16 protein-coding genes and 2 pseudogenes are annotated in these 17677 nt (G+C 74.1%); 12 read left to right on the forward strand and 6 right to left on the reverse strand.

Features of this window, described 5'->3' with window-relative positions:
- Positions 1 to 179: 179 nt before the first annotated feature.
- The 5 genes from ACFW9D_RS10735 to ACFW9D_RS10755 all read left to right on the forward strand — a co-directional run bounded on the left by ACFW9D_RS10735 (position 180) and on the right by ACFW9D_RS10755 (position 2467).
- Entirely contained in the window at positions 180 to 506 is a 327-nt protein-coding gene (locus tag ACFW9D_RS10735) for a hypothetical protein (RefSeq protein WP_384620166.1), read from the forward strand.
- Between the two features lie 60 nt (positions 507 to 566).
- Complete coding sequence (panD, locus tag ACFW9D_RS10740) at positions 567 to 989, forward strand: aspartate 1-decarboxylase (protein ID WP_188335713.1); 423 nt, start codon at positions 567 to 569, stop codon at positions 987 to 989.
- A gap of 43 nt (positions 990 to 1032) precedes the next feature.
- Complete coding sequence (locus ACFW9D_RS10745; protein ID WP_384620169.1) at positions 1033 to 1404, forward strand: GNAT family N-acetyltransferase; 372 nt, start codon at positions 1033 to 1035, stop codon at positions 1402 to 1404.
- A 2-nt stretch (positions 1405 to 1406) separates the two neighbouring features.
- Positions 1407 to 2054: an aspartate/glutamate racemase family protein gene (locus ACFW9D_RS10750; RefSeq protein ID WP_384620280.1), complete on the forward strand. Its 648-nt coding sequence runs from the start codon at positions 1407 to 1409 to the stop codon at positions 2052 to 2054.
- 191 nt (positions 2055 to 2245) lie between these two features.
- The gene (locus ACFW9D_RS10755; RefSeq protein WP_188335710.1) at positions 2246 to 2467 is read left to right on the forward strand and encodes a hypothetical protein; all 222 of its coding nucleotides are present in this window, start codon (positions 2246 to 2248) and stop codon (positions 2465 to 2467) included.
- Between the two features lie 7 nt (positions 2468 to 2474).
- Here ACFW9D_RS10755 and gndA read toward each other — a convergent pair whose 3' ends face one another.
- Entirely contained in the window at positions 2475 to 3917 is a 1443-nt protein-coding gene (gene gndA, locus ACFW9D_RS10760) for an NADP-dependent phosphogluconate dehydrogenase (RefSeq protein ID WP_384620172.1), read from the reverse strand.
- Positions 3918 to 4159: 242 nt separating this feature from the next.
- Between gndA and ACFW9D_RS10765 the strand changes: the two genes are divergently transcribed.
- Complete coding sequence (locus tag ACFW9D_RS10765; protein WP_384620175.1) at positions 4160 to 5422, forward strand: transglycosylase family protein; 1263 nt, start codon at positions 4160 to 4162, stop codon at positions 5420 to 5422.
- On the opposite strand, the gene ACFW9D_RS10770 is transcribed toward ACFW9D_RS10765, so the two are convergent.
- Positions 5412 to 6431: a DMT family transporter gene (locus ACFW9D_RS10770; RefSeq protein WP_384620178.1), complete on the reverse strand. Its 1020-nt coding sequence runs from the start codon at positions 6429 to 6431 to the stop codon at positions 5412 to 5414. The genes ACFW9D_RS10765 and ACFW9D_RS10770 overlap by 11 nt on opposite strands.
- Positions 6432 to 6711: 280 nt before the next feature.
- Here ACFW9D_RS10770 and glgA point away from each other — a divergent pair, with 280 nt between their 5' ends.
- A complete protein-coding gene (gene glgA / locus ACFW9D_RS10775) occupies positions 6712 to 7875 on the forward strand; it encodes a glycogen synthase (protein ID WP_188335706.1) in 1164 nt (387 codons plus the stop codon).
- A 16-nt stretch (positions 7876 to 7891) separates the two neighbouring features.
- Positions 7892 to 9109, forward strand: a complete 1218-nt coding sequence (gene glgC, locus ACFW9D_RS10780; RefSeq protein ID WP_384620182.1) for a glucose-1-phosphate adenylyltransferase — start codon at positions 7892 to 7894, stop codon at positions 9107 to 9109.
- 12 nt (positions 9110 to 9121) lie between these two features.
- Here glgC and ACFW9D_RS10785 read toward each other — a convergent pair whose 3' ends face one another.
- Entirely contained in the window at positions 9122 to 10159 is a 1038-nt protein-coding gene (locus ACFW9D_RS10785) for an Lrp/AsnC family transcriptional regulator (RefSeq protein WP_384620185.1), read from the reverse strand.
- A gap of 114 nt (positions 10160 to 10273) precedes the next feature.
- On the opposite strand from ACFW9D_RS10785, the gene ACFW9D_RS10790 reads away from it, so the two are divergent.
- From ACFW9D_RS10790 to ACFW9D_RS10805, 4 genes are all read left to right on the forward strand, one after another.
- The gene (locus tag ACFW9D_RS10790) at positions 10274 to 11476 is read left to right on the forward strand and encodes a M20 family metallopeptidase (RefSeq protein WP_384620188.1); all 1203 of its coding nucleotides are present in this window, start codon (positions 10274 to 10276) and stop codon (positions 11474 to 11476) included.
- On the forward strand, positions 11473 to 12873 hold the full coding sequence (locus tag ACFW9D_RS10795) for an MFS transporter (protein ID WP_384620191.1): 1401 nt from the start codon (positions 11473 to 11475) through the stop codon (positions 12871 to 12873). Before ACFW9D_RS10790 ends, ACFW9D_RS10795 begins: the two co-directional genes overlap by 4 nt.
- Before the next feature lie 153 nt (positions 12874 to 13026).
- On the forward strand, positions 13027 to 14430 hold the full coding sequence (locus ACFW9D_RS10800; protein WP_384620194.1) for a wax ester/triacylglycerol synthase family O-acyltransferase: 1404 nt from the start codon (positions 13027 to 13029) through the stop codon (positions 14428 to 14430).
- Between the two features lie 147 nt (positions 14431 to 14577).
- The gene (locus ACFW9D_RS10805; RefSeq protein ID WP_188335700.1) at positions 14578 to 16083 is read left to right on the forward strand and encodes an SDR family NAD(P)-dependent oxidoreductase; all 1506 of its coding nucleotides are present in this window, start codon (positions 14578 to 14580) and stop codon (positions 16081 to 16083) included.
- On the opposite strand, the pseudogene ACFW9D_RS10810 reads toward ACFW9D_RS10805, so the two are convergent.
- The 3 genes and pseudogenes from ACFW9D_RS10810 to ACFW9D_RS10820 form a co-directional block, all read right to left on the reverse strand.
- Positions 16062 to 16184: pseudogene (locus tag ACFW9D_RS10810) on the reverse strand (3-oxoacyl-ACP reductase); the annotation flags it as partial. The gene ACFW9D_RS10805 and the pseudogene ACFW9D_RS10810 sit on opposite strands and share 22 nt — an antisense overlap.
- Positions 16185 to 16348: 164 nt before the next feature.
- A pseudogene (locus tag ACFW9D_RS10815) lies at positions 16349 to 17062 on the reverse strand (SDR family oxidoreductase); the annotation flags it as partial.
- A 95-nt stretch (positions 17063 to 17157) separates the two neighbouring features.
- Positions 17158 to 17664, reverse strand: a complete 507-nt coding sequence (locus ACFW9D_RS10820; protein WP_384620197.1) for a metal-dependent phosphohydrolase — start codon at positions 17662 to 17664, stop codon at positions 17158 to 17160.
- Positions 17665 to 17677 lie beyond the last annotated feature (13 nt).

The following is a 17677-nucleotide window of genomic DNA, read 5'->3' on the forward strand; positions in this document are numbered from 1 at the left end:
CCCGCCACCCGAGAAGGCGGGTTCAGCCGGAGAGGGGCCCGGGTCCGAGACCTGAGCTCCCGAGAGGCCGGGCCGGTAGAAGAGGGGACCCGGGCCGGCCCCTTGGTCGCGTGATCGTCGTGCCCTGCGTCGCAAGCCCTTCGGACTCGACCATCACGCATGCCCGATATTGCCCCAATATGCGCAGAATCTTCACGCGACTCGCCGGGGAAACCATGATCGATGCCGACCCCGCAGAGGTGGACCTCGTCCACCACCACGCCTCCATGCAGGTGTTCGCCGAAGCCGGCGGGCGCAGCCGATTCGTCTGGATCACCGACGTGCAGTCGCACAGCTGCGCGGAGCCCGTCGCCGCGATGGTCGACCAGGGGACCCAGGTGATCCGCCGGACCCTGAGCAGGCGCCCGCCGCCGCTTCTTGACACGAGGGGGCGTGCCGGCGCGGGCCTGCTCGGCGGGGCGCACGATCTTCTGGAAGGCCTTCGGGGCGAAGGTGGGCCGATGTAGAGTGAAGAACGCCCTTGACCTGCACAAAGCAGGCAGGGAGCCGCCTTCTAGGAGTCCATAGTGCTGCGCACCATGTTCAAGTCCAAGATCCACCGTGCCACCGTCACCCAGGCCGACCTGCACTACGTCGGCTCCGTGACCATCGATGCCGATCTGCTCGACGCCGCCGATCTGCTGCCCGGCGAGCTTGTGCACATCGTCGACATCGACAACGGGGCCCGGCTCGAGACGTACGTCATCGAGGGGGAGCGGGGGTCCGGAGTCATCGGGATCAACGGGGCCGCCGCCCACCTCGTGCACCCGGGCGACCTCGTGATCATCATCAGTTACGCTCAGGTCGACGACGCCGAGGCGCGTGCGCTGCGGCCCCAGGTCGTGCACGTGGACCGGGAGAACAAGATCGTCGCGCTGGGTGCGGACCCCTCCGAGCCTGTCCCCGGCGGCGCCGACCGGCGCAGCCCCCAGGCGGTGCCCGCGGGCTGAGCGGGGCCTCGGCGCGGGAGAGCCTCAACCCGAGGAGAGCCGCATGAGCCCCACGAGCACGCCGGGCGAGATCGACATCCGGGACGACCGCGAGCGGGGCCGGCTGAGCGCCCGGGTGGGCGGGCCCGACGGGGAACTCGTCGGGCACATCCAGTACTTCGTGCTGGAGGAGCCGGAGCGGGCCCTGGTCGCCGTGCACACGATCGTGGAGCGGGAGTACGAGGGCCGCGGCATCGCCGGCTCGCTCACCCGCGAGCTGTACGCGATCGCCGCCCGGGAGGCCGTGCATGTCGTCCCGCTGTGCCCGTTCGCCGTGCGCTGGGCCGCCCGGCACCCCGGTGAGGCGCCCACCGTGTCCGACACGCTGCGGCGGGCCGCCGAGCAGGCGCTCGCCTCCGACCCCGGGAAGTGGTGACCGTGCTCGTCCTGCTGCACACCTCGCCCGTGCACGTGCCCGTCTTCGAGGCCCTGCGCGACGCGCACCATCCCGGGCTCGCCCTGCGGCACGTCGTGCGTGAGGAACTCCTGGAGCGGGCCCGGTCGGCCGGGCCCGCCTCCGCCACCGACGACGTCCGCCACGTGCTGGCCGAGGCCACCGCCGACGGGGCCGGAGCCGTGCTGTGCACCTGCTCCTCGATCGGCGGCGTCGCCGAGTCGCTCGCCGCGGACCTCGGGGTGCCCGTGCTGCGGCTCGACCGGCCCATGGCGGCCCGCGCCGTCGCCCTCGGCCCGCGCGTGACCGTCGTCGCCACCACCCACAGCACCCTGGGCCCCACCGTCGCCCTCGTCGAGGAGGAGGCGGCCCGCGCCGGGCGCCCCGTCGACGTACGGACGGTGCTGGTGGAGGGGGCCTGGGAGCTGTTCCTCGCCGGGGACCACGAGGGATATCTCGGCCTCGTCACCGCCGCGCTGGACGCCATCGGCCCCGCCGACGCCGATGCCGTCGTGCTGGCCCAGGCCTCGACCGCGGACGCCGCCGACCGGACCCGTACCGACGTGCCCGTGCTCTCCAGCCCGCGCCCCGGACTGGCAGCCGCGGCACGCGCCGCGGCACCTGTGGAGTAGCCGCGGCACCTGTGGAGTAACGGCGCCCGGGTCTTCCGGGCCGGCCCCCGAGCGTCCTCACCGGCCCCCGACCGGCACGAACCGCGAGCGGGCCGCCACCCGGGGTGAGCGTCACGCGTGGATCGCGCGGGCGTGGGCACGCGACGGGGGTGACAGTGGAAGGACCCCCGTAGATCTCTGGAGGAACGACCATGACCCACCCGTTCCCCGACCCCGTCCCGCCCGGACCCACGCCGGGACCCGGTCCGGGACCCCGGCCGGGCCCCGGACCCGACCGGCCCGACCCCGGGCCGCTGCCGGACCCGTTCCCGACCCCGGTGCCGCGTCCGGTCCCCGAGCCGTCGCCGTCCCCCGTGCCACCGGACCCGGACCCCGACCCGAAGCCGCCGGAGCCCGAGCCCTCGCCCGCCTAGCGGGCCCTCAGGCCTCGACCTCGCTGCGGTCGCCGCCCCAGAGGGTGTGGAACGAGCCCTCGCGGTCGACGCGCCGATAGGTGTGCGCGCCGAAGAAGTCGCGCTGGCCCTGGGTCAGCGCGGCCGGCAGCCGCTCCGCGCGCAGCGCGTCGTAGTAGGCGAGCGCCGCGGCGAAGCCCGGGGTCGGCACGCCCTCGGTCACCGCGGTGCCCACCACCGACCGCCAGTCGTTCTGGGCTGCCGCGATCTCCTCGGCGAACCCCTTGTCGGACAGCAGCGACACCAGGCCGGGGTCGGCCTCGTAGGCCGCCGTGATGCGGTCCAGGAACGCGGCCCGGATGATGCAGCCGCCGCGCCAGATCCGGGCCACCGCCCCCAGGTCGATGTCCCAGTCGTACTCCGCGCTGCCCGCCGCGATCTCGTGGAAGCCCTGCGTGTACGACACGATCTTCGAGGCGTACAGCGCCTGCTCGACGTGATCGGCGAAGTCGGCGCGCTCCGTGTCCGCGATCGGTTCGGGGCGCGGGCCGGCCAGTTCGCCGGACGCGGCCCGCAGGTCGGCGTGGCCCGACAGGGAGCGGGCGAACACCGCCTCCGCGATGCCCGACACGGGCACCCCGAGGTCCAGCGCGATCTGCACGGTCCAGCGTCCCGTGCCCTTCTGCTCGGCGCGGTCCTGCACGATGTCGACGAACGGCCGGTCGGTCGCCGCGTCCACGTGGGACAGCACCTCCGCCGTGATCTCGATCAGGTATGAGTCGAGCCGGCCCGTGTTCCACGTGCGGAAGACTTCCGCGATCTGCGCCGGGGTGTAGCCGCCCACGTCGCGCAGCAGCTGGTACGCCTCGCCGATCAGCTGCATGTCCGCGTACTCGATGCCGTTGTGCACCATCTTCACGAAGTGGCCCGCGCCGTCCGGGCCGACGTGCGTCACGCACGGGGTGCCGTCCTTCGCCTTCGCGGAGATCTTCTCCAGCATCGGCCCGAGCGCGGCGTACGACTCGACGCTGCCGCCCGGCATGATGCTCGGACCGTGCAGGGCGCCCTCCTCGCCGCCGGAGACGCCCGTGCCGACGAAGTGGATGCCCTGCTCGCGCAGTTCCTTCTCGCGCCGCCGGGTGTCCGCGAAGTGCGCGTTGCCGCCGTCGACGATCATGTCGCCGGGTTCGAGCAGCGGGGCGAACTCGCCGATCACCGCGTCCGTCGCCGCACCCGCCTTCACCATGATCACCAGGCGTCGGGGCCGCTCCAGCGCCGCCACGAACTCCTCGGCGGTCTCGGTCGGGACGAAGATGCCCTCCTCGCCGAACTCCGCGACGAGGTCGTGGGTGCGCGCCGCCGTGCGGTTGTGGAGGGCCACGGTGTAGCCGTTGCGGGCGAAGTTCCGCGCGAGGTTGCGGCCCATGACGGCGAGCCCCGTGACACCGATCTGCGCTGTGCTGCTGCTCATGCCTGTCGCTCCTGGATCGGGATGGTGGCCGGTCCGCCGGACGCCGGGGCCGACCCTTCGACGGTACGTACGGGTACCGGCGCGGGCATCCCGTGCGGAGGCGGGGATTCCTGAGGCATGGGCCCGGTGCCCAGGGTCCAAAAGTCGCCATAGTGGCTTGGGAGTCTCTTGTCACGACTGTGCGGGAGCGGCTAATTTGCCGCTCCTACGTGTGCCCGCAGGTGGTACCAGAGGGGGCTTTCATGGCGTTACGCGGCCGGCACCGCCGGTATCAGCCGAGCCGGGTCAACCGGGCGTCGCTCACCGTGACCGTGGGCGGCGCGGGCATCGCGATCCCCCTGATAGGGGCGGGCACCGCCGAGGCCGCCGACGCCGCGACCTGGAACAAGGTCGCCGCCTGCGAGTCCTCCGGCAACTGGAGCATCAACACGGGGAACGGCTACTACGGCGGCCTCCAGTTCACCGGCTCCACCTGGGCCGCGTACGGCGGCACGGCCTACGCGCCGCGCGCCGACCTCGCCACCCGCGACCAGCAGATCGCCGTGGCCGAGAAGGTCCTCGACGGGCAGGGGCCCGGCGCCTGGCCGGTCTGCTCGCAGCGGGCGGGCCTGTCCCGTACCCCCGAAGCCGCCCCGCCCCGCGCCCCCGAGCGCCCTGCGGTCCGCGCCGTCAAGGACGTGAAACCCGAGGTCACGCCGCAGTCCAGAGCCGGCCGCACCGAGATGTACACGGTCCTCGGCGGCGACACCCTCTCCGGCATCGCGCAGAGCCGCAAGGTGCCCGGCGGCTGGTCCCGGCTCTACGAGGCGAACCGCTCGACCATCGGCGCCGACCCGGACCTCATCCTGCCCGGCCAGCGCCTCGCGATGCCCGGCGGGAAGGCGACCCCGGTCCGCCCGGACCGTACGAAGAAGCCCGCGGCGCGTCCGCCGGAGTCGGCGCAGCCTCCGGCGCACAAGGCGGAGCCGAAGCAGCCCGAACACAAGAAGGCAGCCCCGAAGAGGACCGAGCCCAAGAAGGCCGAGCACGAGAAGGCTGCGCCGCACAGAACCGCGCCGAAGAAGAAGCCGCAGGCCGAGAAGCCCGCGACGCACCGCACGAGCGGCGTGGTCGCCCCGGTCAGCGCCTCCATCGGCACCCCGTACCACGCGGCCGGGTCCTCCTGGTCGAAGGGCTACCACACGGGCGTCGACTTCGCGGTGCCCACCGGCACCTCCGTCAAGGCAGTCGCCGCAGGTCAGGTCGTGTCCGCGGGCTGGGGCGGCTCGTACGGCTACGAGGTCGTGATCAAGCACGCCGACGGCCGCTACAGCCAGTACGGGCACCTGTCCGCGCTCAGCGTGAAGAGCGGGCAGCGGGTCGTCGCGGGCCAGCGCATCGCCCGGTCGGGCTCCACGGGCAACAGCACGGGCCCGCATCTGCACTTCGAGGTGCGGACCGGGCCCGGCTTCGGCAGCGACATCGACCCGCTCGGTTATCTGCGGGCCCGCGGCGTCAGGATCTGACGTCCTGGATCCTCCGGTCGTCCCGGGGCCGCCGCGGGCGGCTCGGGCGGCCGGGGCGGTGCGGATGCTTCGGGATGTCGTCCAGCGCGGCGGGACTGTCCGGCACCACCGGGCCGTCCGGCGCCGGAGAGGCGGGCGCGGCGTCCGATGACGCCCCGTCCCGCGCACCGGCGGCCCGCCGGTCCCGGCCGATGCGCTCCGTGGTGAGCAGGATCAGGCCGCCCGCCGCCACGACACCGCAGCCGAGCGCCAGGACGGTGCCCGCCGTGCCGTGCCGGAAGGACTCGCCGAACAGGGTGAGGCCGACGGCGGACGCCACCACCGGGTTCACGACCGTCGCCGTCGCCAGGGGCGCGGCCAGGCCCGCGCCCCGGTAGGACGCCTGCGACAGCAGCATGCCCGTCGTCGCGAGCGCCGCGATCGCCAGCAGCGTCGTGAGCTGCTCCGGGACGCTGCCCGACCAGTCCTCGGCGACGGACTTCGTGAACACCGACGCCATGCCGAACGCGCCGCCCGCCCCTATGGCCAGCAGCACCGACCGCACCACCGGATGCCGGTGCGCGGCCCGCGCCGACGTCATCAGGACGAGGACGGCCCCGGCCGTGATCAGACCGACCACGAGACGCTCCGTACCGTCCAGGGACTGCTCGGAGGGGGTGCCGGTCAGCGCGAGGAGCCCCGCGAGGCCCGCCGTCGCCATGATCGCGCCGCGCCAGGCGGTCGCCCCGGCCCGGCGCCCCACCAGCAGCGCCGACATCGGCAGGGCGAGCACGATGGTGAGCGCGCCGAGCGGCTGCACGACGCTCAGCGGCCCGTACGCGAGCGCGATGACGTGCAGGAGCGCTCCCATCCCGTTCAGGCAGCCCGCGCCCCACCAGGCCGGCCTGCGCAGCGGCGCGTACACCGCTTCCGGGGAGGTCTCCGCGACGCGCTCCTGCACGATCGCCCCGCCCGCGTACGCGACGGCGGAGACGAGCGACAGCAGCACGGACAGCGCCAGGGCACTCATATGGCGTCCCTGGTGGTGCGGCGCGGAGCGCGATCGGTTCTCATACCCTCCACGATCTCTCGCCCGAGCCGATCTGTCGTCCGACCACAGACGGCATCGGGTCGTACTGCCGATGGAGTACGCCGCCCTCCGGGTCATCCCCAGGACGGGTGTCGCGCGGCGTAGGGGTGGCCTCGTCGTGTCGGCGGTCTTCCGCCCGCGCCCCCCATGGGTGACCATGAGGGGGCGATCCGGGCACGACGATCCGAGCGAGTGGTGGACGACCGACACGGGGGCGCGCGTGCGAGTGGGACTGCTCACGAGGGAGTACCCGCCGGACGTCTACGGCGGCGCCGGGGTCCACGTCGAGTTCCTGGCGCGTGAGCTGCGCCCGCTCGTCGACCTGGAAGTGCACACCTGGGGCGAGGGGTCATCGGCCGGGGTCCGCCGGCACCGCGCCTGGCCCGCCCTCGACGGGGCCAACGACGCGCTGCGCACCCTCTCCGTGGACCTGGCCATGGCCGCCGCGCTCGAAGGCCGCGAGCTCGTCCACTCCCACACCTGGTACACGGCGCTCGCCGGCCATCTCGCCGCCCTGCACCTCGGCGTCCCGCACGTCATGACCGCGCACTCCCTGGAGCCGCTGCGCCCCTGGAAGGCGGAGCAGCTCGGCGGCGGCTACGCCCTGTCGGCCTGGGCCGAGCGCACCGCGATCGAGGCCGCGGACGGGGTCATCGCCGTCTCCCGCGCCATGCGCGACGACATCCTGTCCTGTTATCCGGCCCTGGAGCCGAAGAAGGTCCGGGTCGTGCACAACGGCATCGACGTCTCCCTGTACCGCGCCGACCCGGGCACCGACGTCCTGCGCCGCTTCGGCATCGACCCCGCCCGCCCGTACGTCCTGTTCGTCGGCCGCATCACGCGGCAGAAGGGCGTCCCGCACCTGCTGCGCGCGGCCCGGCACCTCGCCAAGGGCGTCCAGGTCGTGCTGTGCGCGGGGGCGCCCGACACGCCGGAGATCGGCCGGGAGTTCCGCGCGCTGGTCGAGGAGCTGAAGCGGACCCGGGACGGTGTGTGCTGGATCCCGTCCATGCTGCCGCGCACCGAGGTCGTCCAACTCCTCACGCACGCCTCGGTGTTCGTGTGCCCGTCCGTCTACGAGCCGCTCGGCATCGTCAATCTGGAGGCGATGGCCTGCGGCACCCCCGTCGTGGCCTCCCGGGTCGGCGGCATCCCGGAGGTCGTCGCGCACGGCGAGAGCGGACTGCTCGTCCCGTACGCGGAACAGGACCCGGAGGCCTTCGAGGCGGGCCTCGCGCGGGCGATCGACGAGACGGTCGGCGACCCGGACGCGGCCCGCCGCATGGGTGAGGCCGGACGGGAGCGGGCCGCGGCCGAGTTCGGCTGGGACGCGATCGCGCGGCGCACGGCGGACGTGTACGAGGAGATCATCGACGGCGCCTGAACGGCAGGGGGTTGGCATGCGCGGTGGACCTTCGGTGCTCGGGATCGTACTGGCGGGAGGAGAGGGCAAGCGGCTGTTACCGCTCACCGCGGACCGGGCGAAACCCGCGGTCACCTTCGGCGGCACCTACCGGCTCGTCGACTTCGTCCTGTCGAACCTGGTGAACGGCGACATCCTGCGGATCTGCGTGCTCACCCAGTACAAGTCCCACTCCCTCGACCGGCACGTGACGACGACCTGGCGCATGTCGAGCCTGCTCGGCAACTACGTCACCCCGGTGCCCGCCCAGCAGCGGCTCGGCCCGCGCTGGTTCTCCGGCAGCGCCGACGCGATCCTCCAGTCCCTCAACCTCGTCCATGACGAACAGCCCGACTACATCGCCGTGTTCGGCGCCGACCACGTGTACCGCATGGACCCGCGCCAGATGCTCGCCCAGCACATCGAGAACGGCGCGGGTGTCACCGTCGCCGGCATCCGGGTGCCCCGCACCGAGGCCTCCCAGTTCGGCGTCATCACCCCGGCACGCGACGGCACCCGCGTCGAGTCCTTCCTGGAGAAGCCCGCCGACCCGCCGCCGCTGCCCGGCAGCCCCGGCCAGGTGTTCGCCTCGATGGGCAACTACCTCTTCACCACCAAGACCCTCGTCGACGCCCTCCAGCAGGACGCCGAGGACACCGCCTCCGCGCACGACATGGGCGGCTCGATCCTGCCCCTGCTCACCGAGCGCGGCGTCGCCCAGGTCTACGACTTCGACGGCAACCACGTGCCCGGCGAGACCGAACGCGACCACGGCTACTGGCGCGACGTCGGCACCCTCGACGCCTACTACGAGGCCCACATGGACCTCGTCTCGGACCAGCCCGTCTTCGATCTCGACAACCGGCGCTGGCCCATCTACACCCACCCCGGGCAGCTGCCGCCCGCCCGGTTCTGCGCGGGCGGCATCGCGAGCGGGTCGATCGTCAGCCCCGGCTGCGTCATCCGCGGCCAGGTCACCCGCTCGGTGCTCTCGCCGGGCGTGGAGATCGGCGACGGCGCCGTCGTCCAGGGCTCGGTCCTGCACGACAACGTGCGGATCGGCAGGGGAGCGGTGGTGCGCGGAGCCGTCCTGGACAAGAACGTCGAGGTCCCGGCCGGCGCCACGATCGGCGTCAACCCGGGCCGCGACGCCGAGCTGTACACGGTGTCGAAGACCGGCGTCATCGCGCTCGGGAAGGGGCAGGCGGTGCGCTGAGCCGAGCCGGGCTCAGACCCGGCCGGCGGCGCGGGCGTCGATCGGGACCGCGCCCGTGCGGTAGCCGTTCTCGTCGAGCAGGTGCCCGTTCAGCTTCACCGGCCACAGGGCCACCGCCCGGTCGACGACCGTCAGGGCGGGCACCCGCTCCGCGAGCCGCACCTCGAAGCGCTGCGCGTCGTCCAGGGAGCGCACCCAGGCGATCACCTTCAGGTTGTGCCGGCCGATCACCCCCGCGCACAGGCGCACCTCGCGCGCGCCCGTGACCTGCTGCGCCACCGCCCGCAGCCCGTCGGGCGCGCTGCGCCCCCACAGGACAAGGGACACCGGCCACTCCGACAGCGGGCGCGCCACCTCGCAGCGCGGCTGGGCCATCCCCGAGGCCAGCAGCCGGTTGACCCGGCGGCGCACGGTGTCCGGGCCCGCGCCGCAGCGTTCGGCGAGCGCCCGATGGCCGATCCTGCCGTCCACCGACAGCTCCGCGAACAGGGCGTGGTCGAGGTCGGTCAACTCGAACACCGACGTGTCCCCGCGCTGCGGCGCCGACTCGGTGAGCCGGGCGATCTGCGCCGCGTCGAGCGCCCGCAGCCGCCACCGGCTGCCCTCGGTGTAGACGGTGCTCGCCAGATGGGTGCGGGCCGTGACGACGCCCGGCAGGGCGCCGAGCCGGTGCGTCACCCAGCGCGTGACCGCCGCCAGCCGGGGCGCGATCAGGGTGATCAGCAGGTCGCGCTCACCGCTGACGTGCTCGACGGCGATGACGTGCGGCTCGGCGGCGAGCGCCCGGGCCACCTCCGGCACCCGGCCGTTCGCGCAGTCCACCTCGACGAACGCGAGACAGCCCTGGCCGGTCTCCGCGAGGACGGGCCCGGGATGACAGCTCACCCACGCGGCGCCCGCCTCGGTCAGCCGGCCCCAGCGGCGCGCCACCGTCACCGGGTCCACGCCGAGTGCCGCGCCGATCCGCGCCCACCCGGCCCGCGGCGCGATCTGGAGGGCGTGTACGAGCGCCTGGTCGAGATCGTCCAGCGCACCGCCGAATTCCTGCACGCGCGGCCACCTCTCTGCGTTTTCCCTGCGATCCGGGCGGCGTTCCTGCGGTGGCACAGCACCCTGAGCCCACCCGCTCCGCCCCGCCGGACCGTACCAGGAGGTTCCTCCCCGATGTCGATCACCGAACGCGCCCGTGAACTCCAGCCCGACCTGGTCCGGCTGCGCCGCGCCCTGCACCGCGAGCCCGAGCTCGGCCTGGCGCTGCCCCGCACCCAGGAGAAGGTCCTCGCCGCGCTCGACGGACTGCCCCTGGAGATCACCCCCGGCCGGGCCATCGGCTCCGTGACCGCCGTCCTGCGCGGCGGCCGGCCCGGCGGCGCCGTCCTGCTGCGCGGAGACATGGACGCCCTGCCCGTCACCGAGAAGACCGGCCTCGACTACGCCTCCGAGGTGCCCGGCGCGATGCACGCCTGCGGCCACGACCTGCACACCGCCGGGCTCGTCGGCGCCGCGACGCTGCTCGCCGAGCGCCGCGAACACCTCCGCGGCGACGTCGTGTTCATGTTCCAGCCCGGCGAGGAGGGGCACAACGGCGCCGGACGCATGATCGAGGAGGGCGTCCTCGACGCCGCCGGCAAGCCGCTCGACGCCGCGTTCGCCCTGCACGTCGCGGCGAACCGGCTGCCCGGCGGCCTCGTCGCCACCCGCCCCGGAACCGTCACCTCCGCCTCCGACGTCCTGACCGTCACCGTGCGCGGCGCCGGCGGCCACGGCTCCACCCCGCACAGTGCGAAGGACCCCGTCCCGGTCGCCTGCGAGATCGTCACCGCCCTGCAGAACTGGGTCACCCGGCGCTTCGACATCTTCGACCCCGTCGTCGTCACCGTCGGCAGCTTCCACGCCGGCACCCAGGCCAACGTCATCCCGGAGACCGCCACCTTCGAGGCCACCGTGCGCAGCTACTCGGAGGCCGCCCACGCACAGCTCATCGAGGGCCTGCCGCGGCTGGTGCGCGGCATCGCCGAGTCCCACGGCGTCGACGCCGAGACCGACTACCGGGTCCAGTACCCGGTCACCGTCAACGACCCGGGCGAGACCGCCTTCGCCCTGGAGGCCGCCCGCGAACTGCTCGGCCCGACCCAGGTCCTGGAAGCCCCGCACCCGGCCAACGGCTCCGAGGACTTCGCGTTCGTCCTGCGGCGCACCCCCGGCACGATGCTTCTGGTGGGCGCGGCCCCCGAAGGCGTCGACGCGTCGACCGCCCCCATGAACCACTCGCCGCACGCCGTCTTCGACGACCGGGTGCTCGGCCGGCAGGCCGCCCTGCTCACCGAGCTCGCCGAGCAGCGCCTCGCCCGCGGCGGCGCGGCATGACGGCCCCGGCCGACGGCAGAGTCCGTACGGTCGTCGGGCTGCTCGTCGCCTTCGAGCTCGTCAGCGGCTTCCTCCAGGGCGCCGCCGTCCCCCTCGTCCCCGCCGTCCAGGACTGGCAGGACATCACCACGGGCCAGGCCCAGTGGTTCACCACCGTCCAGTTCCTGGCCGCCGCGATCAGCGTCCCGGCCTTCGGGCGGCTCGGCGACCTGTACGGACACCGCCGGATGATCCGGGTCGCACTCGCCACGATCGCGGCCGGCACACTGCTCGTCGCCTGCGCCCCGAACCTGGCCGTGCTCCTCGTGGGCCGCGCCCTGATGGGCCCCCTCGCCGCGCTGCTCCCGCTGGAGATCGGCCTCGTCCGGGACCGGCTCAGCGTCGACGGCGGACGCCGGGCCGTCGGCCTCCTCGTCGGTGCGCTCACCCTCGGCTCGGTCCTCGGGCACGCGCTCGCCGGGCCCCTGCTCTCGCTGACCGGCGAACTGCGCCTCACCCTGTTCGTCCTCGCCGCGCTCGCCGCGGCCTGTGTCGCCGTGTCCTTCACCGCGATCCCCGAGTCCGGCACCCGGGCCGAGGGGCGCATGGACCGCGCGGGCGCCGTCCTGCTCGCGCTCGCCCTCGTCGTCCTGCTCGGCACGGTCTCCCGCGCCGCGGCCTGGGGCTGGGGTTCCCCGCTCACCCTCGGCGGACTGCTCCTGGCCGTCGTGCTGCTGGCGGTGTGGACGCGGCTCGAACTGGCCCACCCGCACCCGCTCGTGGACGTCCGTGCCCTGGCCGGCCGGCACAGCGCCCCCTACTTCGCCTCCGCGTTCGTGCTCGGCGCCGTGATGCTCGGCGGGCAGGCCGTCGGGGTCAGCTTCATGGCCGCCTCACCCGGTGACGAGGGATACGGCTTCGGACTCGCCGCCTGGCAGATCAGCGTCTACGGCGTCGTCCCGCACCTCACCGCGTTCGCCGGTTCCGTGCTCTGCGCCCCGCTCGCCGCCCGCATGGGCTACCGGCGCCTCCTCCTTGTGGCGTTCACCCTCCTGGCGGCCGGATACCTGGGCCTGATCGGGGCGAACACCGCGCTCGCGCCGTTCACCGCCGCCAACGCGCTGACCGGGATCGGCTGCGGCCTCGCGCTCGGGGGACTGCCCACCGTCGTAGTCGAGGCCGGCCCGGCCGACCGCACGGCGAGCGTCACCGCCGTCTACAACAACCTCAAGACCCTCGGCGGCAGCATCGGCGGCGCCGCGTTCGGCACCGTCCTGGCGGGCCTGGTGATCGGCACGACGGACACGCCGTCCCGGACCGCCTATCTCGCGATCTGGGCCGGGGGAGGGGTGGCCTGCGCCCTCGCCGTCGGGGTCCAGCTCCTCGCGGCGAGGCGGCCCGCGGTGCTCGCCGCCTGATCCGGCAGAGCACTTCTGCCACACGAGTCACGCCCGACACCATTCGGGCGCCTCTTAATCAAGTGTTAACTGTCTGTGCGCGGATCGTACTTGACCGTAATCGATCGATCGGGGTTGACTGCGACTCCCCTGTCCTCGACGCGAGAGCACTCCATGACTGCGCAGAGTTCGGACCTGCTCGCCCCCCTCGACCTGGCGTTCTGGAACATCGAGACCGCCGAGCACCCCATGCACCTGGGCGCGCTCGGCGTCTTCGACGGAGCCGGCGACGGGAAGAGCGCCGCCCGGCACGCGTACGAGCTGCTCGCCTCCCGCGCCGCCGCCGTCCCCGGACTGCGCATGCGTCTCGCCGGGGTGCTGTTCCCCGTCGGCGGCGCCGCCCGGGTGCCCGTCCGCGACTTCGACCCGCGCGAGCACGTCCGCCTCGGCGTCCCCGTCGAGAACTTCCACGCCGCCGCCGGCGCCCTCATGGAGCGGCCCCTCGACCGCCGCAGGCCCCCGTGGGAGGCCCACGTGCTGCCCGCGGCGGACGGCTCGGGCTTCGCCGTCCTCTTCAAGTTCCACCACGCCCTCGCGGACGGCCTGCGCGCCCTCACCCTCGCCGCCGCGGTCATGGACCCGACGGACCTGCCGCTCGCCCGCGCCCCGAAACCCGAGCCGCAGCGCGGCCGCGGCCTGCGCCTGCCGTTCTCCGGCATGCGCGAGCTCACCCTCGCCGACCTCGACCCGCGCCGCTACCCCGACCACGTCCGCTCCGTCGTCGGCAGCACCGCGCAGGCCCTGTCCATCGGCGCCTCCGTCGCCCGCGCCACCCTCGGCGTGCGCACCTCGCCCGCCCTCACCTCGCCCGGCAGCGGGACCCGGCGCACCGCCGGCGTCGTGCTCGACCTCGACGACGTGCACCGCATCCGCAAGACCGTCGGCGGCACCGTCAACGACGTCCTCATCGCGCTCGTCGCGGGTGCCGTGCGGCGCTGGCTCGACGAGCGCGGCGACGGCAGCGAGGGCGTCGAGCCCCGCGCCCTCGTCCCCGTCTCCCGCCGCCGCCCCCGTACCGCGACCCCGCAGGGCAACCGCCTGTCCGGCTATCTCGTCCGGCTCCCCGTCGGCGAGCGCGACCCCCTGGAGCGGCTGCGCGTCGTACGGGCCACCATGGACCGGCGCAAGGACCACGGCCCGAGCCGCGGCGCCGGCGCGGTCGCCCTGCTCGCCGACCACGTCCCGCCGCTCGGCCACCGCCTCGGCGGCTCCTTCGTCGGGCAGAACGCCCGGCTCCTGTTCGACCTGCTCGTCACCAGCGTCCCGCTGCCCAGCCTCGGCCTGAAGCTCGGCGGCTGCCCGCTCACCGAGGTGTTCCCGCTGGCCCCGCTCGCCCAGGGGCAGTCCCTCGCCGTCGCCGTCTCCACGTACCGGGGCCGCGTGCACTACGGACTCGTCGCCGACGGCGTCGCCGTGCCCGACCTCGACGTGCTCGCCACCGCGCTGCGCACCGAGCTGCGGGTGCTCACCGAGGAGTGCGAGCGCGCCGCGAGCCCCGGCGGCGCCTCCCGGGCGTGACGTCCGTCATTTGGCCGACCCCGCCCGCCCCAGTATCCTCCGGAGCTGGCGGGATCAGCTGAGTGACCTGTAGGGTGCCGCCTTTTGGCAGTCGCGCGGCCACCGGGCATCGGCGCGGCACGAGCGACACGAGGAACAGCAGCGGCGATGACCGTGACAGAGGACAACCAGGCCCCGACGGCGGCCGAGGCCACGGACACCGCGTACGGCCCGGGCATCGACCCCGAGCGCCTCGCCATCTGCCTGAGCGTGCTGGACGAGCTGGACGAGCTGGACGTCGACCACCCCGACGCGATCACCGTCCGGCGCGCCACCGCGGGCATCTACCGCACCGTGAAGCAGCGCCGCCGCCAGGAGCGCCGCGCCGCCAAGACCGCCCACGACAAGGCCGTCACCGAGGCGACCGCGACCGGCTCCGCCGAGCGAATCGACGACGAGACCGAGGGCCTGCTGCCGAGCTCGCAGACCGAGGAGGGCCGGATCGCGGGGATACTGCAGCGCCCGCGCTCCTGCTACACCTGCAAGACCCGCTACGTCGAGGTCGACTACTTCTACCACCAGCTCTGTCCGGACTGCGCCCGCGTGAACCGCGCCAAGCGCGACGTCCGCGCCGACCTGACCGGCAAGCGCGCCCTGCTCACCGGCGGCCGCGCCAAGATCGGCATGTACATCGCGCTGCGGCTGCTGCGCGACGGCGCGCACACCACCATCACGACCCGCTTCCCCAAGGACGCCATCCGCCGCTTCAAGGCGATGGAGGACTCCGCGGACTGGATGGACCGCCTGGAGGTCGTCGGCATCGACCTGCGCGACCCCGCGCAGGCCGTCGCGCTCGCCGACCAGATCGCAGACGCGGGCCCGCTCGACATCCTGATCAACAACGCGACGCAGACCGTGCGCCGCCTGCCCTCCGCCTACGCGGCCCTCGTCGACGGCGAGAACGCCCCGCTGCCCGCGGGTGAACTGCCCCCGTACCACGTCATCGGCGCGTTCAACTCCGGCGCCGTCGACGGCATCGCCGCGCTGCCCCTGGGCACCAGCGGCATCGACGCCCAGCAGGTCGCCGACCTCGCGCTCGTCGCGGGCAACGCGAGCGTGGAGCGGCACCTCGCCGGCACCGCCATCGACGCGGGCGGCCTCGTGCCGGACGTCGTCGACTCCAACACCTGGGTGCAGACCATCGAGCAGATCTCCCCGGTGGAGCTCCTCGAGACCCAGCTGTGCAACTACACGGCGCCGTTCATCCTCATCAGCAAGCTCCGCCCGGCCATGGCCGAGGCCGCCAAGAAGGCCGCCAGCGGACGCGCGTACGTCGTCAACGTGTCGGCGATGGAGGGCGTCTTCGGCCGCGGCTACAAGGGCGCGGGCCACCCGAACACGAACGCGGCGAAGGCCGCGATGAACATGGTCACGCGCACCAGCGCCCAGGAGATGTTCCAGTCCGACGGCATCCTCATGACGTCCGTCGACACCGGCTGGATCACCGACGAGCGCCCGCACTACGACAAGCTGCGGCTCGCCGAGGAGGGCTTCCACGCCCCGCTCGACCTGGTCGACGGCGCGGCCCGCGTCTACGACCCGGTCGTGCGCGGCGAGGCCGGCGAGGACCTGTACGGCGTCTTCCTGAAGGACTACGAGCCCGGCAAGTGGTGACGCAGCTGCCGCTGCACCGCTCCCGGATCGCCGCCCGGTGAGGCGGCACGCACCCGCGTGCCGCCGTCCACCAGCAGATCCGCCCCGGTGATCCACGAGGCCTCGGTGGGCCCGGGGATGTGGGAGCACGCCCCCACGCCGCCCGGCACGCACGCTCGCCGCACCGGTCAAAGGCCCGAGTAGCTCCGCTACCAGGACCTTCGTCCGGCACGCCGATCGCACGCACCGAACGACGCGGGAACGCACCCCCACATCCCCGGGCCCACCCGTCGGACACCAGCCAGCGCACCGCCCGTGCCACGTCGCCGGGCTCGCCGATCCGCCCGCTCGGCAGCCCGGCCGCGACGCTCTCCTCCGCGCGCTCCCACACGAACCGCGCCATCTCGGTGCGCACCAGACCCGGAGACACCGAGTTCACCCGCACCCCGGGCCCCAGCTCGCCCGCCAGCTGGGCCGTCAGATGCAGCAGCGCCGCCTTGCTCGTCCCGTACGCGCCGACGTTCGGGCCGACATGGGCGGCGCCCTCCGTGCACACGTTGACGACGGCGCCGCCGTGCTCGCTCATCCAGGCCCGCCACGCGCACTGCACGAGCCGCAGCGGCGCCTCCACGTTCACCGCGAACGCCGTGCGCCAGGCGTCCGGATCGGTGTCCATCAGCGGTCCGTACGGCTGGTTCGTCGCCGCGTTGTTCACCACGACGTCGAGCCGCCCGTACGCGTCCACGGTCGCCTCCGTGACCTCCCACAGATGCGCCGGATCGGCGACCGAACCGGCGACGCCGATCGCCTCCGCACCCTCGTCCCGCAGTGCGGCGACCGCCTCGCGGACCCCGTCCGCGTCCCGCGCCGTCACACACAACCGGGCACCGCAGCGGGCGAGTTCACGGGCGATCGCCAGGCCGATGCCGCGCGTGCCGCCGGTCACGACGGCCGCCCGGCCGGCCAGGACGCCGGAGACCTCGGCAGGACCTGAAGTCATGGGCGTACGGTCTCACGTTCTCGCCTGACTGACGATGCGTCAGCCGTGCGAGGTGCGTGGGAAGTCGGTGACGGGGCGGGCGGGGAGCGGGCGGATCAGCGGCTGTGGGCGGGCGTCCGCAGGAGCCCCTGCGCGGCCCGCTCCAGCAGCTCGCGCCAGTCCTCCACGACCCCCGCGCCCGGACCCGCCGCCCGGCCCGCGTCGTCCGTCGCCCGGCACAGCGCCACCGCGTCCCGCGCCAGCGGATCGGCCTCGAACGCGGCCGCCTCGCCCGGACTCATCGGCCCGCCGCGCAGACCGGACCCGGCCGGGACGGCGCCGGGCTCGACCGCCGCCAGATAGCGCCGCGCCGGGACGCGCAGCCGCACCAGTCGGGCCACCCGCTCGCCGAGCAGCCCGCGCACGGCCTCGGCGGTCGGGGCCGCCTCACCCGTGTCGCCGACCAGACCGTGGACGAGCCCGGCGAGCTGGAGCTCCTTGTCGCTGGGGTGCGCGCGGCGCAGCAGCGCCGCCGTCCGCAGCGCGTGCTCGGGGCCGAGGGCGCGCAGCGCCGCCATCAGCTCCTCGACGGTGCAAGGTTCGAAGCGGTGCGGGGACGGCATGGGTGACTCCTCC

The organism is Streptomyces sp. NPDC059524, from assembly GCF_042749255.1.
GTDB lineage: Bacteria > Actinomycetota > Actinomycetes > Streptomycetales > Streptomycetaceae > Streptomyces > Streptomyces xanthii.

Coding starts and splice junctions, on each gene's coding strand:
- ACFW9D_RS10800 (WP_384620194.1), top strand. CDS start 13,027: ATGACTGCGCAGAGTTCGGACCTGCTCGCCCCCCTCGACCTGGCGTTC.
- ACFW9D_RS10755 (WP_188335710.1), top strand. CDS start 2,246: ATGACCCACCCGTTCCCCGACCCCGTCCCGCCCGGACCCACGCCGGGA.
- ACFW9D_RS10735 (WP_384620166.1), top strand. CDS start 180: ATGCGCAGAATCTTCACGCGACTCGCCGGGGAAACCATGATCGATGCC.
- gndA (WP_384620172.1), bottom strand. CDS start 3,917: ATGAGCAGCAGCACAGCGCAGATCGGTGTCACGGGGCTCGCCGTCATG.
- glgC (WP_384620182.1), top strand. CDS start 7,892: ATGCGCGGTGGACCTTCGGTGCTCGGGATCGTACTGGCGGGAGGAGAG.
- ACFW9D_RS10790 (WP_384620188.1), top strand. CDS start 10,274: ATGTCGATCACCGAACGCGCCCGTGAACTCCAGCCCGACCTGGTCCGG.
- ACFW9D_RS10765 (WP_384620175.1), top strand. CDS start 4,160: ATGGCGTTACGCGGCCGGCACCGCCGGTATCAGCCGAGCCGGGTCAAC.
- ACFW9D_RS10805 (WP_188335700.1), top strand. CDS start 14,578: ATGACCGTGACAGAGGACAACCAGGCCCCGACGGCGGCCGAGGCCACG.
- ACFW9D_RS10745 (WP_384620169.1), top strand. CDS start 1,033: ATGAGCCCCACGAGCACGCCGGGCGAGATCGACATCCGGGACGACCGC.
- ACFW9D_RS10795 (WP_384620191.1), top strand. CDS start 11,473: ATGACGGCCCCGGCCGACGGCAGAGTCCGTACGGTCGTCGGGCTGCTC.
- ACFW9D_RS10770 (WP_384620178.1), bottom strand. CDS start 6,431: ATGAGTGCCCTGGCGCTGTCCGTGCTGCTGTCGCTCGTCTCCGCCGTC.
- ACFW9D_RS10820 (WP_384620197.1), bottom strand. CDS start 17,664: ATGCCGTCCCCGCACCGCTTCGAACCTTGCACCGTCGAGGAGCTGATG.